This window comes from Dyella sp. AD56 (assembly GCF_002878475.1).
GTDB lineage: Bacteria > Pseudomonadota > Gammaproteobacteria > Xanthomonadales > Rhodanobacteraceae > Dyella.
The window spans coordinates 16,402-34,289 of sequence record NZ_NRDP01000008.1 but is presented as its reverse complement, the minus strand read 5'-3'; the positions used below and the strand labels follow the sequence as shown (position 1 = coordinate 34,289).

The following is a 17,888-nucleotide window of genomic DNA, read 5'->3' as shown; positions in this document are numbered from 1 at the left end:
GTCGGCGCGCCGCTTGAACAGGCAACCAGCCTGCCCCGCGCGGTGCACCACCCCCCGGGCGCATGGGAGAGACAACCCGAAGGGCCGGGCCTGGTTGCCCGTATGCCTGCGTCATCACTCGGTTGTGTATCGACATACACGCCCTCGTTCTTCCTTGGCCTACGAGCAACCAGACCCGGCGCGGGCCGCCTGGAAGATGAGAACCCGCCCCTTGCCTGAACGAGGTCCGGGCGCGGCCTGGGCCCGGAAGCTGGCGCTTATGGTCCCGAGAAGGGCGAGGCGACGGCAGGGCCAGCCATCAGCCATCGCAGGTGACAGGCATCACCTCACGCCGACTCCGCGATGCGCGTGATTCAATGGCGCACCACCGCGCAGAGGGAACCTTTCATGGATGCAGGACTGGCCGGCCACGTTGTCGTTGTCACCGGAGCGAGCAAGGGCATCGGCTTGGCTTGTGCCATGGCCTTCGCGCGCGAGGGTGCGAAAGTGATCGGCGTATCGCGCAATCTGGCGCACCTGCATGCCGCGCAACACGACTTGCAGCGCGAAGGCCTGCATATGGACGTCGCTGCGGCGGATCTGAGCGAAAGCGTCGCCGCGCAGATGGTGGCGGAGTACATCGAGAACGAGTTCGGGCCCATCGACGTGCTGGTGAACTGCGCCGGCGCGGCGCGGCGCACGCCGGTCGCCGATCTGCACGCTGATGCGCTGCGTGACACCATGCAAGCGAAATACTTCACCTACATGCACATGATCGATCCGGTGATCCGGCACATGGCAGCGCGTGGCAAGGGCAGCATCGTGAACGTGGTCGGGCAGGGCGGCCGGCAGGCCAATCCGTTGCATATCGGCGGCGGTGCCGCGAACGCGGCGCTGATGCTCGCCTCGGTGGGTTATGCCAACGCCTATGCGGCCAAGGGCGTGCGGGTGAACGTGATCAATCCCGGCATTACCCGTACCGGGCGCGTGCAGGAAGGGCTGGATGCCGCCTCGCGGGCGAGTGGGCGCGCCACCGACGATCTACTTGCCGAGCAACTGACGGAGATCCCCATGGGGCGCATGGCCGAGCCACGCGAGATCGCAAACGTCGCCGTGTTCCTGGCTTCGTCGTTGGCCAGTTACGTCACGGGTGCGGTCATCCCGATGGATGGCGGCAAGACCAGCGTCATCTGAGCCCGGTACGGCATCGTATTTCCCTGCGTCACGCTGACGGCATCGTGTTTGCCGAAAACGTACATGCCGATGTTGTTCACGTTCCTTTTATGCCGTTTTCTTTAATCGTTTCCTGCGAGCGACGATGTTTGTTGCGCTGATGTGTGAAGTCGGCTCATGGCTGCACTTCACACATCGAGCATCCATCTCGCCATGTCTCCGTTGACTCGGTATGTGTCGACCAGGATGTGCGGGAACGTCATCGTTGGAAGGAGCATGAACGTGGAAACGCTGCGGCGGCGTGCTTGATGCAATAGCGTTGCGCCAGGAGTTTCTGCGGATCGTGTGGCTTCGTTGGCAAAGGCAGGAACGCAGGACCGGGTTGGTTTTGTTGGTTGGCCCGTGTCGTGGCGTTTCGTCACTGACCCAAGGGACATTCCATGCGGCCATTACGCCATGTTCGGTTGGGTTTATTGCTACTGGGCTGTTGCATGGCGCTCGGCGCCTATGCACTGGCGCCCGATAGTCCGGTCCAGCCCGCATCCGCGGCATCCACGGCTGCGCCGCAGGCGTTGGATGCCACGGCGACGCATACAGCACCGGCCGGTGTGCCGCGCGACCTGACGCTGAAGCAGATGGGCGGCTACGGCGCCATCAAGCTGCGCGGCCAGGATCCCAACGGCACCTTGAACGTTGCCGTGCGCAATGACGAAGTGGTGACGGGCGCGAAGCTGCACCTGGTCTACACCTACTCGCCATCGCTGATCTATTCGCTGTCCCACCTGAAGGTGTTTCTCAACGGCGAGGTGGTTGCCACGTTGCCGATGGATAAGGAGACGGCAGGGCAAACCGTCACGCGCGATGTCGATCTCGATCCGCGCCTGTTCACCGATTTCAATCGCATCGGCGTGCAGATGATCGCGCACTACACGCTCGATCATTGCGAAGACCCGTATCACTCTTCCTTGTGGACTGACATCAGCCCCGACACATCGCTGACCCTGACCACATCGCAGATCAGTTTGCCCAACAGTCTTGCGTTGCTGCCGGCTCCGTTCTTCGATCGCCGCGACAACCGGACGCTGGTGGTGCCGTTCGTGCTACCCGCGCATGCCGACGTGCAGACGTTGCGCGCGGCCGGGGTGGTGTCGTCCTGGTTTGGCGCACTGGCTGGCTGGCGCGGCGCGCGTTTCCCGGTGGCGCAGACACCGCCTGCCGATGCGCATGCCATTGCGTTCGCGCTGCCCAAAGCCATGCCCGAGGGCGTGAAGCTCGACGAGATCAAGGGCCCCACGGTGATCGTGATGGCCAACCCGGCCAGCCCACCGGAGTCGGGCCGCAAACTGCTGGTGCTGGCAGGCCGGGACACCAAGGAACTGCAGGAAGCGGCCAACGCGCTGGTGCTTGGCCAGGTCGGCATGTCCGGCGATCAGGCCATTGTGAAGTCAGTAGACCTTGGCCCGGAGCGCCGCCCGTACGATGCCCCTAACTGGGCGCCGGTGGATCGGCAGGTCACCTTCAAGGAACTGGTGACCGATCCCTCGCAATTGGAAGCCACCGGGTTCAACCCGCCACCGATTCGCGTGGACATGCGTCTGCCGCCGGACTTGTTCGCGTGGGCGCGTCACAGCGTGCCGCTGAACGTGCGTTACCGCTATACCGCGCCCTCCAGCTACAACGACTCGGTGCTCAATATCGGTGTGAACGATCAACTGTTGCGCTCGGTGCGCTTGCGGCCGGCAGACCCGTCGGGCGTCGAGCGTCAGTTCAACGTGCCGCTGCTGTCGGGATCGGAGGCGCGCGGCTCGGAAGAAATCCGCGTGCCGTCGTTGCGCATTGGTGCCTCCAACCAGTTCCAGTTTCAGTTCCACATGGATTCGCAGAAGACCGGCTTGTGCGTCTCCGCCGCCACCGACAGTGCACGCGCCGCGGTCGATCCGGATTCGAGCGTCGACTTCAGCCAGTTCGTGCACTACACGGCTATGCCGAACCTGACGTTCTTCGCCACCAGCGGCTTCCCGTTCACGCGCATGGCGGATCTCGCCGACACCGCCATCGTCATACCGGATACGCCCGACGCGCGCGAAGTGGAAACCATGCTTGCCATGCTCGGCCAGATGGGGCGTTGGAGTGGCCTGCCGGCCCTGCGTGTTTCGCTGGTGCCTGCCAGCGCGGTGGATTCGATGCGCAATCGCGATCTTCTCGTCATTGGCACCGGTACGGCCGGCGAGTTGATGGCGAAGTGGGGCAAGGGGCTGCCCATGCTGATCGAGCGTAGCGAGAACGACCTGGCCTTGCGTGAGCCGAGTGATCGCGGGCAGGTCAGCGGCGCAGTGGGGCGTGCGGCCATGAGCGTCAACGGGCCTACCGCGGCGTTCGTGGCGTTCCAGTCACCGTATACCAAGGGCAAGAGCGTGGTGGCGCTGGCGGCCAACTCGTCGGATCGCCTGGGCGATTTGCTGGACGTGCTTGGCGACGACGCCAAGGTGGGCGAGGTACGCGGCGACCTCACCGTGGTGCGGCAGAAGATCGTCGTGGGGCTTACCGTGGGCGACACCTACTACGTTGGCCACCTGCCATGGTACGCGTGGTTGTGGGTGCATATTTCCAGGTACCCGGCACTGATGGCGCTTGCTGGCATCCTGGCGGGTCTGTTCGTGGCCTTGACGGTGTTCTGGGCCTTGAGCCGGCTTGCCGCGCATCGCCTCGAAAGGTGAGCCATGCGACGCATCGGGACGTCACTGTTGCACGCGCTGCTGGTCGCTGCCGCGATGTTCGCATCCGGTAGCGCGCTGGCCACGGCGTGCGCGTGGCCAGACTGGGACCACTTCAAGCAGAACACCATGAGTGCGGATGGCCGCGTGATCGATGCGAGCACGCCCGAGCAGGTCACCGTGTCCGAAGGGCAGGCGTATGCACTGTTCTTCGCCTTGGTCGCCAATGATCGACCGACGTTCGACCGCTTGCTCAACTGGACGCAGAACAACCTGGCGCAGGGCGACCTCACCAAGCACTTGCCCGCATGGCAGTGGGGGCGCCACAGCGCGAAGGAAGGTGACCAGTCATCCGCGCCCACATGGGGCGTGCTCGATAGCAACCCTGCATCGGATGCGGATATCTGGATCGCCTACACGCTGCTCGAAGCAGGGCGCATATGGCATGAGCGGAGCTACACCGCGTTGGGTACGGTGTTGGCCCGAACCATCGTGGCGCAGGAAACCGCCGTACTACCGGGGCTCGGACGCACTGTGCTGCCCGGGCCCGTGGGCTTTCATCCGAAGGACGATGTGTGGCGGCTCAACCCCAGCTATGTACCGCTGCAAGTCATGCAGCACATGGCGGGCGCGTTGCCGGAGCAGCCGGAATGGAAGGCCATGCTCGACAGTTCGGCGAAGCTGGTCACCGACACCGCGCCGCACGGGTTCTCACCGGACTGGGTGCTGTACCAGCGCGACAAGGGCTTTGGTCCCGACACGGCCACCAAAGCCGAGAGCGCATACAACGCGATTCGCGTCTACTTGTGGGCAGGCATGCTCGCCACGGATGCGCCGGGACGTCAGGCCGTGCTCGATGCATTCAAGCCGCTGGCGGATTACGTCGCCGCGCACGGTGCGCCGCCCGAGCGCGTCGATACGCAAACCGGTACGCCGGGAAACAACGACGGCAATGCCGGTTTCTCGGCGGCCATAGCGCCGTATCTCGCCGCGTTGGGGCGTAACGACTTGGCCTTGGCGCAGGTGCAACGCACGCGGTCCCTCGCGGCGCAATCACCCTTGGGTTACTACAGCCAGGTGCTGGCGCTGTTTGGCCTTGGCTATCAGGACGGCCTGTATCGCTTCGATGCAGATGGCGCCGTCGTTCCTGCCTGGATGTCGACGTGTCCCGCGGCGCACTGAGCGACATCTTCGCGCCTGCCATCGTGCTGCTGGTGGCCAGCAGCGTGGTACCCGTGGTGGTGGTTGCACAGGCGAGCAACACCGCGCTCAGTCCGCAGATGAAGCAACTGCTGGACTCGGCGCGCGTGTGGCAGTCCAAGAACCGCCCGGACATGGCGCGCGGCATCGTGGAAAAAGCACTGCTTATCGATCCCACGCAGCCCGATGCGCTGAGCCTGATGGGGCAGATCGAGCTGACATCGAATCGACAGGCCGATGCCGGCAAGGTGCTTCAGCAGTTGCAGAAGCTCTATCCCAGTCATCCGGCGACGCTGCAACTGGCCGACGAGTACCGCCTCGCTACGCGCGACAAGACCGCGCTTGCCGAGGCCCGCCTGGATGCGCGTACCGGTAAACCGGATGAGGCATGGCGCAAGATGCAGGCACTGTTTCCCCGTGGCGCGCCCAATGGTGCCTATGCCGGCGACTACTATCGCGCGATGTCGTCCGCGGGGCAGCGCGATCGCGCCCTCAACGAACTGCGTGAGCGGGTGCGCCAGAACCCGGACGATCTTGGCCTAGCCCTGGTGCTGGCCGACATGCTCACCGATCGCGGGAGCTCGCGCCTGGAAGGTCTGGACATCATCTACCGTGTCTACCAACGCCCCGATGCCAACCGACCGCAGGCGCTAGAACTGTGGCGACGCGCGCTCAACAGCGCGGGTGCCGACGATCCTGCGTATTACGTGTGGTATCAGCGTTACCTCAAGGAAGTGCCCGACGACACGAGTGCCAAGTCGGCGCTCGCCGCGTTGGCGAAGAAAGGCGGCGCGACTTATGTGCCGCCACCACCGGGGACAGCAACTGCCAGCGCGGCATCCTCCAGTCGTTCGTCGTCCGGGCCATCGCCCACGGCGCGACAAGGCGCGGCGCTGGGCGAGCAAGGCCTGGCGAAGTTGCGCGATGGCCGTCACGACGAAGCCTATGCGTTGTTTGCACGCGCACTGAAGCTCGACCCTGACAACGCCGGCAAATGGCGAGGTTTGATGGCTACCGCCAAGTTCTGGGGCACCTCGGCGAAGGCGCGTGCGGCTAATGACCAGGGCCGTCCCGAGCAGGGCGAAGCGCTGGCCCGCGATGCACTGCGGCAACAGCCGAATCAGCCTGAAGCGAAGAAGGTGCTGGCAACCTCGCTGATGGCGCAGAAGAAATGGTCGGAAGCCGAAGCGATCCTGCGACCCATGGTGGAAGCGAAAGAACCGGACGTCGATGCGCTGGAGCTGCTCGCCAAGCTGATGATCGCCACGCACCGTACCGACGAGCTGACGCCGCTCATTGCGCAGGCCAAGCGGCAATACAAAGGGTCTGGCGATGCGATGGTGAAACTTCGCGCGCAGCTGCTTTCCATCGAGGCTGACCAACTGATTGCGGAAGGCAAGAGCGGTGCGGCTGTGTTGCGGCTGGAAGATGCCGTGACCCTGACGCCGCAGGATGCATGGCTGCGTTACACGCTGGCACGCCAATATCGCGATCTGGGCCTTCCCGCGCTGGGGCGCTCCGTGATGCAGGACGGTCTGCGCGATTCGACGTCGCCGGACATGCGCTACGCCACCGCGCTCTACCTGAATTCGCTGGACGACATCGACACGGCCAGCAGCGTGCTGGCCCAGGTGCCGAACAACCAACGTACCGACGGCATGCGCGAACTTGCGGTCAACCTCAAAGCACAGCGAGATCTGCGCGAGGTGCGGCAATTGGAGGCACAGGGACGACAGCCGGAGGCGCGGGCGTTGCTGGATCGCATCGCGCGCGATGTGCATGACGATCCGCAGATGCTTGCCAGCGTGGGGCGCGAATGGATCTCGCTGGGTGATCCGGACAAGGGCCTGAAGCTGGTGCGCGACTGGCTTGATGTACATCCGAATGACTCGGCCATCGGCGTGCGCCTGCGCTACGGTGAACTGCTGGCCGCAGCCAATCGCGATGATCAACTGTCTGGCTGGATCGCCGATGCGCGTGCGCGTCCTGGTGTCACCGCAGAACAGCAGGCGCAGTTTGACGACCAATTATTGCGGCTGTCGCTGCGCACGGCGGGTCGGCAGATCGATGCCCGGGATCTCGCCGGTGCCGCGCATACGCTGGATGCTGTACCCGCCACGGGCAAGAAGGACAAGCGCTGGTTGCTGGCTCAGGCCGACCTTCGCGAGGCGCATCGCGACTACCGCGGCGCTGAAGCATCCGCACGCGAAGTGCTGGTCGACCATCCGGGTGATGCCGATGCGCGGCTGACCATCGCGCGCATGGAGGAACGCATGGGGCATCGCAAGGCCGCGCAGGACATCATGGACCAAGTGCTGGCTGATACACCGCCGGACGACGTGGACACGCGTCTCGCCGTTGCCCGCCGCTACACGGCCATCGGGCGCAACGCGCAGGCGGGCGATGTGGTCGACCCGTTGCGGCAGCAGTATCCGGATCGCTCGGATGTCACCATGCAGGCAGGCCGCGTTGCGCAATCGCAGGGGCACTACAACGACGCAGCGCAGCTCTACCGCAGCGCGTTGACACAAGAGCAGAGCGAGGGCGACACCCCGAGTCCGGTCGACGGCCTCACCTCGGCGCAACGCGCGCTGCAAGGGCTGGACGATCGTCGGCAAGGGCAGGTGGCCACAGCGGTCATCCAGTCCAACGAATCCGGCAGCAGCGGCATGTCGCGGTTGGATGCGACGGAAATTCCGCTCTATGTGCGCATACCGGACGGCTATGCCGGCCATTATTTTTTCCACGCCGATACCGTGTTGCTCAACGCCGGTACCTTGCCCGCGAATCAGTTCGATCCGGCCTACGAGTTCGGCAAGATCGCCGCGCTCGGTAACGTCGGCCTGCGCCCGGTGGATCAGACGGACAAAGGCGTGGCGTTGGCGGCGGGTTACGAGTTCAACGGTGCGAACAATACGTGGCGCGCGGACATCGGCTCCTCGCCGGTAGGTTTCACGGTGACCAACGTCCTTGGTGGCTTCACCTATCGGCACGACTTCTACAACTCGTCGCTCTCCGTGGACGTGTCGCGTCGCCCCATTACCAGCAGTCTGGTGTCCTATGCGGGTGCGCACGATCCGGTGACTGGCCAAAGCTGGGGCGGGGTGGTGCGTAGTGGCGTTACCGTGCGTGGCGCGCAGGATATAGGGCCGACCACTCTGTTCGCCTCGCTGGGTTACGGCGTGCTCACCGGCGAAAACACCGAGACCAACCGGGACTTCAAAGTACGCACCGGCATTGACTGGCCGGTGTACGTCGGCACCGATCAACGATTCTCCAGCGGCCTGGTGCTGAACTACTGGCACTACGCGAACAACCAGCACTTCTACACGTTCGGTAACGGCGGGTACTACGGCCCCGGCAAGTACGTGTCAGTGTCCATTCCGCTGGATTGGACCGGGCGCTACAAGCGCTGGGCGTGGGAACTGGAGGCCTCCGTGGGCAACTCGTGGACACGCGAAGACGAAGCGCCGTACTTCCCCACGCGCCCCGATCTACAAGCGCAGGCGGTGGCCCGCATGGCCGCGGCGGACGTTGGTTCGCCGTACTTCGGCACCGGTACCGGTGGCGGCTTCAGCTACACCGTTGCGGCAGCGCTGGAGTACCGGTTGACCTCGCACTGGGTGATTGGCACGCGCTTCAAGCTCGACCGTTCACGCGATTACGCGCCCAACCTTGGCACGATCTACTTGCGCTACTTCTTCGACCAGCAGCGGCTGCCGGTGCCGTTCCCACCCAACCCGGTCAAACCGTACTCCGCGTACTGAACCGGCGAACCGAACCCTGGGACGAAAGCCGTGACGAATCTTCCTCCACAACCTTCCGAACCGACCGACCGCAGGACACCGCGGGCGCGCCTGCGGCTGAACCAGTCGTTGGCCATCGAAGGGTTGCCGCCAGCGCTGTCGGCATTGGCGACGGGCTGCGTGTACGCGGTTTATGCCAGTCGTTCGCCCGCCCGTGACGCGTTGTTCTGGAGGACGTCGGCGAACGCGCTGCTCACGCCGGTGACGGTGATCTCCACGCGTTCCGCCGACGACGTGGCACAGGCTTTGCGCCAACACGGCACGGATATCAACCAGCCTGGTGCGGTACATCCCAAGTCCAACGTTTGCACGCTGCACCTCCCGCAAAATCGTGACGGTTGCGACGTGCTGATGGAGTCCTTGCAGTCGCTATCCGCCCAGTGCGCCGCCCCCGCCAGCCCGTTCCTGATCGAGGGCGTGGCGGCCTGTTTCGCCTGGCATGATCGCGCCGCACTGATTCGCCAAGGTGCGGCGTTAGCGGGCTGGTGCGCGCAGACGCGCCACACCGTGCTGCTGGTCATGTTGCCCCCGCTAGTGGAGCAGAGCGGCGACTTCCGTCCGTTGACGGATTTCCAGATCCAGTTCGCAGGCGCGGCACAACTGGTACATGTGCAGGGTGAGTTCCGCTGGGAAGTGGCTTTCTGGCGCGATGACCGCGGCGCGCTGTCCGCGACGGAATCCATCCCGCTGCGCTTCTCCGGCACCGATCATCGGCTGGTGGCCGTGATGGATGCGAATCGTGAGAACGGCGAAGGCATCGGTATGCTCGCGCCCGATGAATCCGTGGTGATGGTGTCGCATGCCGCCGTGGCCCGCGAGCGCGTGGTGCCCAAGGCATGGCAGGTGCTGGCGGACAACGAAGCGCTGGTCTCGGCTGCCAGTCGTGCCGTCGCCGCCACGGTGATCCTGCATTACGGCATCGACGTGAGTCTGGCCACGCTGGCCAAGCAAGTGAACTTCCTGCGCAGGCAGTGCGGCAAGGCGTTGAAGATCCTCATCCGCGAGGACAACGTCAGTATTCGCTACGAGTTGCTGATGCTGACCCTTGGTGCCAACGCGATCATTCCGCGCAGCATGCCGCTGGCGCAGGTGGAAATCGTGGTGGACAGCGTGCAGGGACAACTGTTCTCGCGTCCGGTGCCGGACGACTACCGCGCGGCGCTGTCCGCGGCGATGCGCGATTCCACGACGGGATATGTACCCGCGCATCGATTTATCGAACTGGTACGCGAGGCGGTGGAGCGCAGTCGTCCGATCCGCCTGCCTAATGTCTTGTTGCGCTTGCCACTGGAGCACGATGTGGCGGCTATCGATGCGCTCAATGCCTGCCGCATCCGCCGCACGGGCGACCTGTGCACGGCGAGTGGAGACAGTTTGTTTGTGTTCTTCTTCGCCTGCCATGTGGATGAGGCGGGCAAGGCGATGGAGAAGGTGTTCGTACGCCCGCTTTCCGACTTGTTCCGTGGCGAGCTTCGTTGCGGTGACCGCGAAACGATCCAATCCGCGCTCAACGAATTGGAAGACGAGATTGCCGAGCTTCCGCCACCGGACTACACCGGTTTGGTCGAGCCGGCCAGGCCGGTTCAAAGAGGCCTCGCGGAGTCTCAACCGGAACAGACGGCAGCGGATGCGGCAAGCGACGAGAGCAAGCCTGTGTTGCCCATGCTGGGTGCCGTGGACACCGCCGCCAACGCGCCGGCCAGCACGCGTCCACCGGCGCGCCCCGCATCGTTGCCTTTGAAGGCGCGGGGGTGAGGCGACGATGAGCATCTTCTTCGGCTACTTCATCTGGGGGCTCATTCTTGCTGCGCCCTTAGGGTGGTTGTGGTGGCGGTTCCGGTTGGGCTACTGGCTGTCGCGTTCGCGCACGCTGTTTCGCCGTCACAAGATCCAGTTGCCAGCACCATTGGAGCCGCTCGTGATCCGTGGAAAGCGCCAGGGCGCCGCGGGGAGGAAGGCATGAAAACGATTGCCATCCTGTCTCCGGTAGGCGGTGCGGGACGCACGACGCTCACGGCCACGCTGGCGGGCCTGCTGATGGCGCGCAAACATGCAGCGCTGGTGGTGGAATGCGATCCGCGCAATGTGCTCACCTTCTATTGCGGCTTGCGTACACCGGCACGAAAGGGACTGGTGACGCACATCGTTTCGCAGACGGATGACTGGAGCGACGCTGCGCTGCAAACCGAGGACGGTGTGCTGTGGCTGCCATGGGGTGGCGCCAGAGGCGACGGCCGTGGGCCGGATGCCGAGTCCGCCGCGGCTATCGCCGCCGCTTTGCATGAGCAGCCGAATTGGCTACGCCATCTGCTCGCGCGCGTTGATCTGCCCGGGCACGGCGTAGCCCTGATCGACACACCGACCTGGCCATCGGTATACGCCGCGCAGGCAGTCGCTGCCGCCGACTTGGTGCTGGTGGTGTTGCCGCCGCAGCCGTTGGCCTGCGCCACGCTGCCGCGCCTGCGTAGCGAACTGAAGGCGCTCGGCAAGGAAACTGTCTACGTGGCAAACGCGGCCTCGCCGGCGTCGCAGCTGCATACCGATATCCTGACGCTGCTACGTGACACGCTGGGGGCCGAGCTTTCCGTTTATCGCGTGCACGCCGACGCGGGGATTCCCGAGTCGTTAGCGCGCAACGAGAGCTTTGTGCACGCAGCACCGCATTCGCAGGCCGCGCACGATATGCAGGGCCTTGCTTCGTGGCTGTCGAGTTGGATCCATAGCGCCTATCAGCCGATAGCAGGGAAGAGGGCATGAACCAGCCCGCGCCCGCATCCATGATGTCGCGCTTGCGGCGCACGCTGGCGCAGCAACTGGGCGTCAACGCCGAGGCGGGGCGCGGCACCTGGCTGTTGCGGTTGGTGTTCCGTGCACCGCGCGCAGGACAACGTGACTGGCCGGCGGTGTGGGCAGAACGTCTGGGCCGACATCTGCGTTTCGAGCTGGCGATGGAACCGGGCGAAGGTGCGGGCGCATGGTTCAAGCGGCTGTTCTTTCGTCCGCGCCGCCGCCGCGTGCGACTGGCGGCCAATCTGCGCAGCGCGCGGCATTATCGTGGTGCGCGTCGCGGCTCAATGCTGCTCGGGCGCATCGGCCAATGGCTGGCACCCGTGCAGGGCGCCGTGGGGCGGGCAAGGCGCGCCGTGTCGGCGCGTCTGCCGGTGGTGCCGTGGGCAAGCGTTGGCGACCGTGTGGACCGATGGTCTTCCGGGTTGGATCGCATTCCCTACCTCAAGCAGGTGATCCTGCTGCTCGCGTTCCTGGTGGCGGTTGCGTTCTGGACGACTCCGTTGGCCATTGACGCTCAGTTCCGCCTGTTTATCCTGGTATGCGCAGTGATGATCATTGCGCGGCGCATTCCGGGGCGCTGGCCGACCATGCTGATGGTGTCGCTGTCGATCCTGATGACGGGCCGCTACATGTGGTGGCGCATCACGCAGACGCTCAACTTCGCCACGCCGATCGAGGCGGTTTTCGGCTACTTGCTGTTCGCTGCGGAGATTTACACCTGGATCGTGCTGTTCTTCGGTTATATCCAGACGGCATGGCCGTTGAACCGCCAACCCAAGCCTTTGCCAGAGGATACGGACAGCTGGCCTACGGTGGACGTCTATATCCCCACCTACAACGAACCGCTGACGGTGGTGAGCCCGGCGGTACTGGCCGCCAAGAGCATGGACTGGCCGACCGACAAGCTACGCGTCTACCTGCTTGACGATGGCAGCCGCGAGGAGTTCGCACGTTTCGCCGATGCGGTGGGCGTGGGCTACCTCACGCGCGAGGAGCACCGCTTCGCCAAGGCCGGCAACATTAACCACGCACTGGCGATGACCAGCGGCGAATTCGTTGCCATCTTCGACTGCGACCACATTCCCACGCGTTCGTTTCTCCAAACGACCATGGGCGAGTTTATTGCGGATCCCAAGTGCGCCATGGTGCAGACGCCGCACCATTTCTTTTCACCGGACCCGTTCGAGCGCAACTACGACACCTTTCTGCGCATTCCCAACGAAGGCAGCCTGTTCTACGGGCTGATCCAGGACGGCAACGACTTTTGGAACGCTACGTTCTTCTGCGGGTCGTGCGCGGTGATCCGTCGCGCGCCGCTGATGGAAGTGGGTGGCATCGCCGTGGAAACGGTCACCGAGGATGCGCACACCTCGCTCAAGCTCCATCGCCGCGGCTATCGCACGGCGTACTTACGCATCGTACAGGCGGCGGGACTCGCCACGGAAAGCCTATCCGGCCACATCGGGCAACGCATCCGCTGGGCGCGGGGCATGGCGCAGATCTTCCGCATTGATAACCCGTGGTTAAAAAAGGGCCTCACGTTTTTCCAGCGCATCTGCTACAGCAATGCGATGCTGCACTTCTTCTACGGCATTCCTCGCCTGATTTTCCTGTCCATGCCATGTGCCTTTCTATTCTTCGGACTGCATGTGTTTGGCGCGGACGCTATTTCCGTGATGGCCTACGTGTTCCCGTATCTGTTTATTTCCGGGATGGCCAATTCGCGCATCCAGGGCCAATACCGCCATTCGTTCTGGGCAGAGGTCTACGAATCGGTGCTGGCTTGGTACACGGTGCTGCCTACCACCATTGCCTTCATCAACCCCAAGAAGGGCAAGTTCAACGTGACAGCCAAGGGCGGCCTGATCGAGAGTGAGTATTTGGACTGGGCGACCTCGAAACCCTATGTGTGGTTGCTGGCGATCAATCTCGCCGGATTGGTGGCGGGTATCGTGCGCATCTTCACCGTCCAGCGCGATGAACCGATCACCGTGCTGATGAACATGGTGTGGGCTTTGTTCAACGTCGCCATGCTCGGTGCAGCGGTGGGCGTGGCCAAGGAGGCTCGACAAGTGCGCGTGTCGCACCATGTGCCGTTGTGTGTACCGGCGACACTGGTGCTTGCCGACGGAAAGACCATGGCCTGCAACACCGAGAACTACTCCACGGGCGGCTTGGGCATGGTGCTTCCCGAAGAACTGAAGCTGGAGCGAGGGGCGCCGCTCGGGGTGGCCTTGTCGCGCGGCGATATCGACTACTACTTCCCTGCGGTGGTGGCGCGCAACAGCGGCGTCCATCTCGGCCTTAAGTTCGAGGAATGGTCGTACGAGAAGGAAACCCAGCTGATCCAGTGCACCTTCGGTCGTGCCGACGCCTGGGTTCGCTGGGAAGAGGAGCTGGTTCCCGACGCGTCCTTGCAAAGTTTTGTCGAGGTGATCGAGATGGGCTACCAGGGTGTGCTGCGACTTTTCGATGCCTGCCTGGACGCGGCAGAAGCCGTCTTCGTGCGGCGCCCGCGCCGGTCGGACTGATGGGGTAACGCATGGGATTCTGGAATCTCTATTTCATTGCCAAGCTCTATCTGGCCGCGAAGGGCAGCATCCAGCCGATTTGGTGGCTCAACCTGCTGTTTGCGTTGGCGCTGCTGGTGCCGCTGCATAAGCGTTGGCAGCGCGTGGTGAAGCAGATTGCTGCGGTGCTGCTGGGGGCGGCGTTGCTTTACCACGAATCAGATCTGCCGCCGTTTGGTTACGTGCTCAGGCAGATTCCTGCGCTGGCGTCGTTCTCGCCCACCTATCTGATGGAGCTGGCCCGTCGCGTGTTCACGCCTGCGATGGTCTACATCCCGATTGTCGTCATCGTGGTCTACGCGGTGATCAACCGCTGGGTGCGTGTTACCACCTTCGTAGTGTTGGCCCTGATCGTCTTTCCACTGTGGCAAGGTATGGACACGTTGATCGCCAAGTCGCGTCAGGGGGAAAGCTACGCTGCAGCGAACCCACGAGCCGATGCGAATGCCGCCAATGCAGGTGCCACGGGAGCCACCGGAAGTTACGACGAGCAGCTGGCCGCTTTCCATCACACGGAGAAGAGCCGCCGCGTGGCGTTCTTTCCGCCGGACAAGGACCCGGATTCGCAGTTTGACATCATCGTCATCCACATCTGTTCGTTGTCGTGGGATGACCTGGACGTTGTCAACATGCGTGACAATCCGCTGTTCGGCAAATTCGACTATGTGTTTAAGAACTTCAGCAGCGCAGCCAGTTACAGCGGACCCGCAGCGATCCGCTTGCTGCGCGCGTCGTGCGGACAGGAGAGCCACCAAGAGCTGTACGGCGTGGCGCCGCAGGAGTGCCACGTGTTTGCAGGCTTGGCGGCCGCTGGCTACGACGTGCAGTTCATGATGAACCACAACGGACGCTTCGATGATTTCATCGGCACCGTCCAGCGCGAAATCGGTCTGTCCGGCATTCAGCCGCAGCCGACTGATGGCCTGCCGCCCTTCATGCGGGAGTTCGACGGTTCCCAACTGGTCAACGATTACGACGCGTTGGCGCGCTGGTATCAGGGCGTTGCCGCCAAGAAGGGTGGGCCGGTGGCGCTGTACTACAACACGGTATCGATGCATGACGGCAATCGTCTGCCCAACAACAATATGACCAGCCTGCAGTCCTATCCCATCCGGTTGACCCGGTTACTGGGCGACATCGACCGGCTCACTGAGGTGATCGCGCACTCGGGCCGCAAGGCCATGATCATCTTCGTACCCGAACATGGTGCCGCGCTGCGGGGCGACGCAGGGCAAATTTCTGGCCTGCGCGAGATCCCCACGCCACGCATCATCAACGTTCCGGTAGGTGTGAAACTGGTCGGCCTGCCACCGGGCAAAGCGCCTGCAGGGCGCACCATTTCCATCGACACGCCCACCAGCTACCTGGCGCTTGCCCAATTGATGTCGAACCTTGTGGCCAATAGCCCATTCAAGGCCGATGCACCGGCGTTGGACCAGTACGCGCACGATCTGCCGCAGACCCGTCTGGTTGGCGAAAACGAGAACACCGTGACCCTGAGTACCGCTAACGGCTACGTGATCCACACACCAGATGGCGTCTGGATGGAGGGCAAGTGATGGCTGCGCCACGCGATCCGCATGAGCGGATGCTTCCCAACGATATTGAAACCTATGCGCGCTACGTCGAAGGTGTGGACCCTTTGCGTTACTTCGATAGCCAATTGAACGAGGTGCGCGAGGCGGCGCGCAAGCGTTGGCCGTTGCTCGCTGACGTGCTGTACCCAGATGATGCGGGATCCGTACCTCGGTAGTGGTTCACGCCAGCGGTGCGGTTTCCACTCGGTTGCGGCCGCCTTCCTTGGCGCGGTAGAGCAGGGCATCGGCTTCGCGCAGTAGAGATTCGACATCAATCGAGTTGCCGTCATCGCGCCGGGCAAACGCCACGCCGATACTGACGGTGAAACCAAAGCTCTGTCCGTCGGCAGTGACCGTTGTTTCATCGTGCAGGCGAAGGCGCAGTCGTTCGGCCAGCGCGTGTGCCTGCTGTGATTCCTGCACACGCGACAGCACAACGAACTCCTCGCCACCGAAGCGAGCAACGATGTCGTCGGCGCGCACGGTTTCACGGCAGACGCTGGCCAGCAGCACGAGCGCCTTGTCGCCGCTGTCATGGCCGTACGTGTCGTTGATGCGCTTGAAGTGGTCGATATCCATCAGCAGAAGCGCCACCACGGGGTCGTTGCTGCGCTCGTCAGCCAGCAATACGTGCGACCGACTTTCGAACGCGCGTCGGTTGAGCAAGCCGGTCAACGTGTCGGTTTCGGCCATGGTCTTCAGTTCGCCGATCAGGCGTTTGCGTTCCTTTTCCAACTTCAGGCGCCTGGCGTCGTTCTCCTTGAGCACGCGCAAGGCGCTGAACAACTCTCGAACTTCGCTGCCGTATTGCTTGCGTGGCAGCGATACCGACGGATTGCCCGAGGCAATGGCGAGAATGACACGCCGTGCTTCCACGAAAGGCCGAATGATCCGCTCACGGAATCGCCAGATCATGAGCAGCAAGAGGCCGGTCAGCAGCGCCGCGAAAATGCCTGAGGCGACCAGATAGATGAGGTGCCATCGCAGGCTGTCGCGGATGGTGCTTTGCGTGAGCGCCAAGGCATCGTCGCGGAAGCGGTTGATGGGGATGATCAGGGGGCCGTATCGCTCGTAAACCCTCAGAGGAAGCTCGTCCGCGCCAGATGGACGCTGCGCCGACTGCCGTAGATGATCGATCAAGGTGAGGGCATCACCAAAGTAGCGCTTGTCGATGTCCGCGTAGTCGGATCGCAACAGCGCGGGAAGGACGCGGATGCTGGGTTCCATCAATAGCCGTAGCTGGTCGATCTTGCCCAGTGTGCGCGCAATATCGAACGTTTCCTGCTCGGTGAGTGTGCGGCGTGCTATCAGTGCCGGGGCGAACTGTGACACGAGCATGCCCGCATGTTCGCGCAGCAGTGCGGAGAGTCGCGCGACGAGCAGATAGCTCTGCACATCGGCGTTCTCGCGGATCACACCCATCGCGCCAGTTTCGGCAATGGAGGACAGTTGCGGAATCGTATCGGCCAGGTGCGCGAATCCATCCAGCGCGGCCGTGTTGGTGTGCTCGTTCCGTGCCATGCTGCGCAAGGCGTCGAGATGCTGGCGTGCGTCCGCCAACTGACTGCGCGTGCGTTCCCACTGGGGCACCAATGACGCGCAATGCCTGCAATCGGGATCGTGCAAGGCGGTACCCAGTTTGTTCAGGCGCGTATCCGTTTCCTGTCGAGCGGCCGTCATGGCGTTGAGTTGTTCCGCGCTCGGGGCGGCGTCGGCGACTAGCACCGCAAAGGTAGGGCGGCGCTCGCTGGAAACGTCGGCCATGGCGCGTAGCGCCGCCTGCACAGCGATGAACTCCTTATCGGCTTCATAGGCGTCCCAATAACCACGCCATTGCGTGCCGAACAGCCACAGTACGAGCCCCACCACGACCAGATACAGGGTGGTGACGATGTAGCGAAACCGCCGATTGATCGATTCGCCAGATGGCACGGTGGATGGCATGCGCGCGCGTGGTCCCGAGCAGCAGGTAGTCCCTAGGAGAGGACGATCGCAGCGCTGGCTCCTTGCGCGTCTGGACGGGCGCGTTGGACCCATGCACCCGTCCTGGCGTGTCTTCCCCCTGTTACGGTGCACAGT

11 protein-coding genes are annotated in these 17,888 nt (G+C 63.5%); 10 read left to right on the top strand and 1 reads right to left on the bottom strand.

Translation table 11 applies throughout. The features are described 5' to 3' along the window. The first annotated feature begins 387 nt into the window (after nucleotides 1-387). The 10 genes from DyAD56_RS07780 to DyAD56_RS07735 all read left to right on the top strand — a co-directional run bounded on the left by DyAD56_RS07780 (nucleotide 388) and on the right by DyAD56_RS07735 (nucleotide 15,985). Nucleotides 388-1,173 carry an SDR family oxidoreductase gene (locus DyAD56_RS07780; RefSeq protein ID WP_102302199.1) on the top strand — a complete coding sequence of 262 codons (786 nt, stop codon included), beginning with the start codon at nucleotides 388-390 and terminating at the stop codon, nucleotides 1,171-1,173. Nucleotides 1,174-1,643: 470 nt separating this feature from the next. After that, nucleotides 1,644-3,869, top strand: coding sequence for a cellulose biosynthesis cyclic di-GMP-binding regulatory protein BcsB (gene bcsB / locus DyAD56_RS07775; protein ID WP_102302198.1), 2,226 nt, complete (start codon nucleotides 1,644-1,646; stop codon nucleotides 3,867-3,869). 3 nt (nucleotides 3,870-3,872) lie between these two features. Further along, on the top strand, nucleotides 3,873-5,048 hold the full coding sequence (bcsZ, locus tag DyAD56_RS07770) for a cellulose synthase complex periplasmic endoglucanase BcsZ (protein ID WP_102302197.1): 1,176 nt from the start codon (nucleotides 3,873-3,875) through the stop codon (nucleotides 5,046-5,048). After that, a complete protein-coding gene (locus DyAD56_RS07765; RefSeq protein WP_102302196.1) occupies nucleotides 5,030-8,833 on the top strand; it encodes a cellulose biosynthesis protein BcsC in 3,804 nt (1,267 codons plus the stop codon). Before bcsZ ends, DyAD56_RS07765 begins: the two co-directional genes overlap by 19 nt. A 30-nt stretch (nucleotides 8,834-8,863) precedes the next feature. Further along, complete coding sequence (bcsE, locus tag DyAD56_RS07760; protein ID WP_146010463.1) at nucleotides 8,864-10,627, top strand: cellulose biosynthesis protein BcsE; 1,764 nt, start codon at nucleotides 8,864-8,866, stop codon at nucleotides 10,625-10,627. 7 nt (nucleotides 10,628-10,634) lie between these two features. Next, nucleotides 10,635-10,835: a hypothetical protein gene (locus tag DyAD56_RS07755; RefSeq protein WP_102302194.1), complete on the top strand. Its 201-nt coding sequence runs from the start codon at nucleotides 10,635-10,637 to the stop codon at nucleotides 10,833-10,835. Continuing rightward, nucleotides 10,832-11,629 (top strand): cellulose biosynthesis protein BcsQ, encoded by a 798-nt coding sequence (gene bcsQ / locus DyAD56_RS07750; protein ID WP_102302193.1) that lies wholly within the window; start codon nucleotides 10,832-10,834, stop codon nucleotides 11,627-11,629. The genes DyAD56_RS07755 and bcsQ overlap by 4 nt, the downstream gene beginning before the upstream one ends. Then, a complete protein-coding gene (gene bcsA / locus DyAD56_RS07745) occupies nucleotides 11,626-14,193 on the top strand; it encodes a UDP-forming cellulose synthase catalytic subunit (protein WP_102302192.1) in 2,568 nt (855 codons plus the stop codon). The genes bcsQ and bcsA overlap by 4 nt, the downstream gene beginning before the upstream one ends. A gap of 11 nt (nucleotides 14,194-14,204) precedes the next feature. Further along, entirely contained in the window at nucleotides 14,205-15,791 is a 1,587-nt protein-coding gene (gene bcsG, locus DyAD56_RS07740; RefSeq protein ID WP_102302191.1) for a cellulose biosynthesis protein BcsG, read from the top strand. Further along, nucleotides 15,791-15,985: a hypothetical protein gene (locus tag DyAD56_RS07735; protein ID WP_102302190.1), complete on the top strand. Its 195-nt coding sequence runs from the start codon at nucleotides 15,791-15,793 to the stop codon at nucleotides 15,983-15,985. Before bcsG ends, DyAD56_RS07735 begins: the two co-directional genes overlap by 1 nt. Before the next feature lie 4 nt (nucleotides 15,986-15,989). On the opposite strand, the gene DyAD56_RS07730 is transcribed toward DyAD56_RS07735, so the two are convergent. Beyond that, the gene (locus tag DyAD56_RS07730) at nucleotides 15,990-17,753 is read right to left on the bottom strand and encodes a GGDEF domain-containing protein (protein ID WP_158241289.1); all 1,764 of its coding nucleotides are present in this window, start codon (nucleotides 17,751-17,753) and stop codon (nucleotides 15,990-15,992) included. Nucleotides 17,754-17,888 lie beyond the last annotated feature (135 nt).

Excerpts from the sequence above, each read along its gene's own strand:
- DyAD56_RS07730 (WP_158241289.1), bottom strand. The coding sequence starts at position 17,753 with ATGCCATCCACCGTGCCATCTGGCGAATCGATCAATCGGCGGTTTCGC.
- DyAD56_RS07780 (WP_102302199.1), top strand. The coding sequence starts at position 388 with ATGGATGCAGGACTGGCCGGCCACGTTGTCGTTGTCACCGGAGCGAGC.
- bcsB (WP_102302198.1), top strand. The coding sequence starts at position 1,644 with ATGGCGCTCGGCGCCTATGCACTGGCGCCCGATAGTCCGGTCCAGCCC.
- bcsA (WP_102302192.1), top strand. The coding sequence starts at position 11,626 with ATGAACCAGCCCGCGCCCGCATCCATGATGTCGCGCTTGCGGCGCACG.
- bcsQ (WP_102302193.1), top strand. The coding sequence starts at position 10,832 with ATGAAAACGATTGCCATCCTGTCTCCGGTAGGCGGTGCGGGACGCACG.
- DyAD56_RS07735 (WP_102302190.1), top strand. The coding sequence starts at position 15,791 with ATGGCTGCGCCACGCGATCCGCATGAGCGGATGCTTCCCAACGATATT.
- DyAD56_RS07755 (WP_102302194.1), top strand. The coding sequence starts at position 10,635 with ATGAGCATCTTCTTCGGCTACTTCATCTGGGGGCTCATTCTTGCTGCG.
- bcsG (WP_102302191.1), top strand. The coding sequence starts at position 14,205 with ATGGGATTCTGGAATCTCTATTTCATTGCCAAGCTCTATCTGGCCGCG.
- bcsZ (WP_102302197.1), top strand. The coding sequence starts at position 3,873 with ATGCGACGCATCGGGACGTCACTGTTGCACGCGCTGCTGGTCGCTGCC.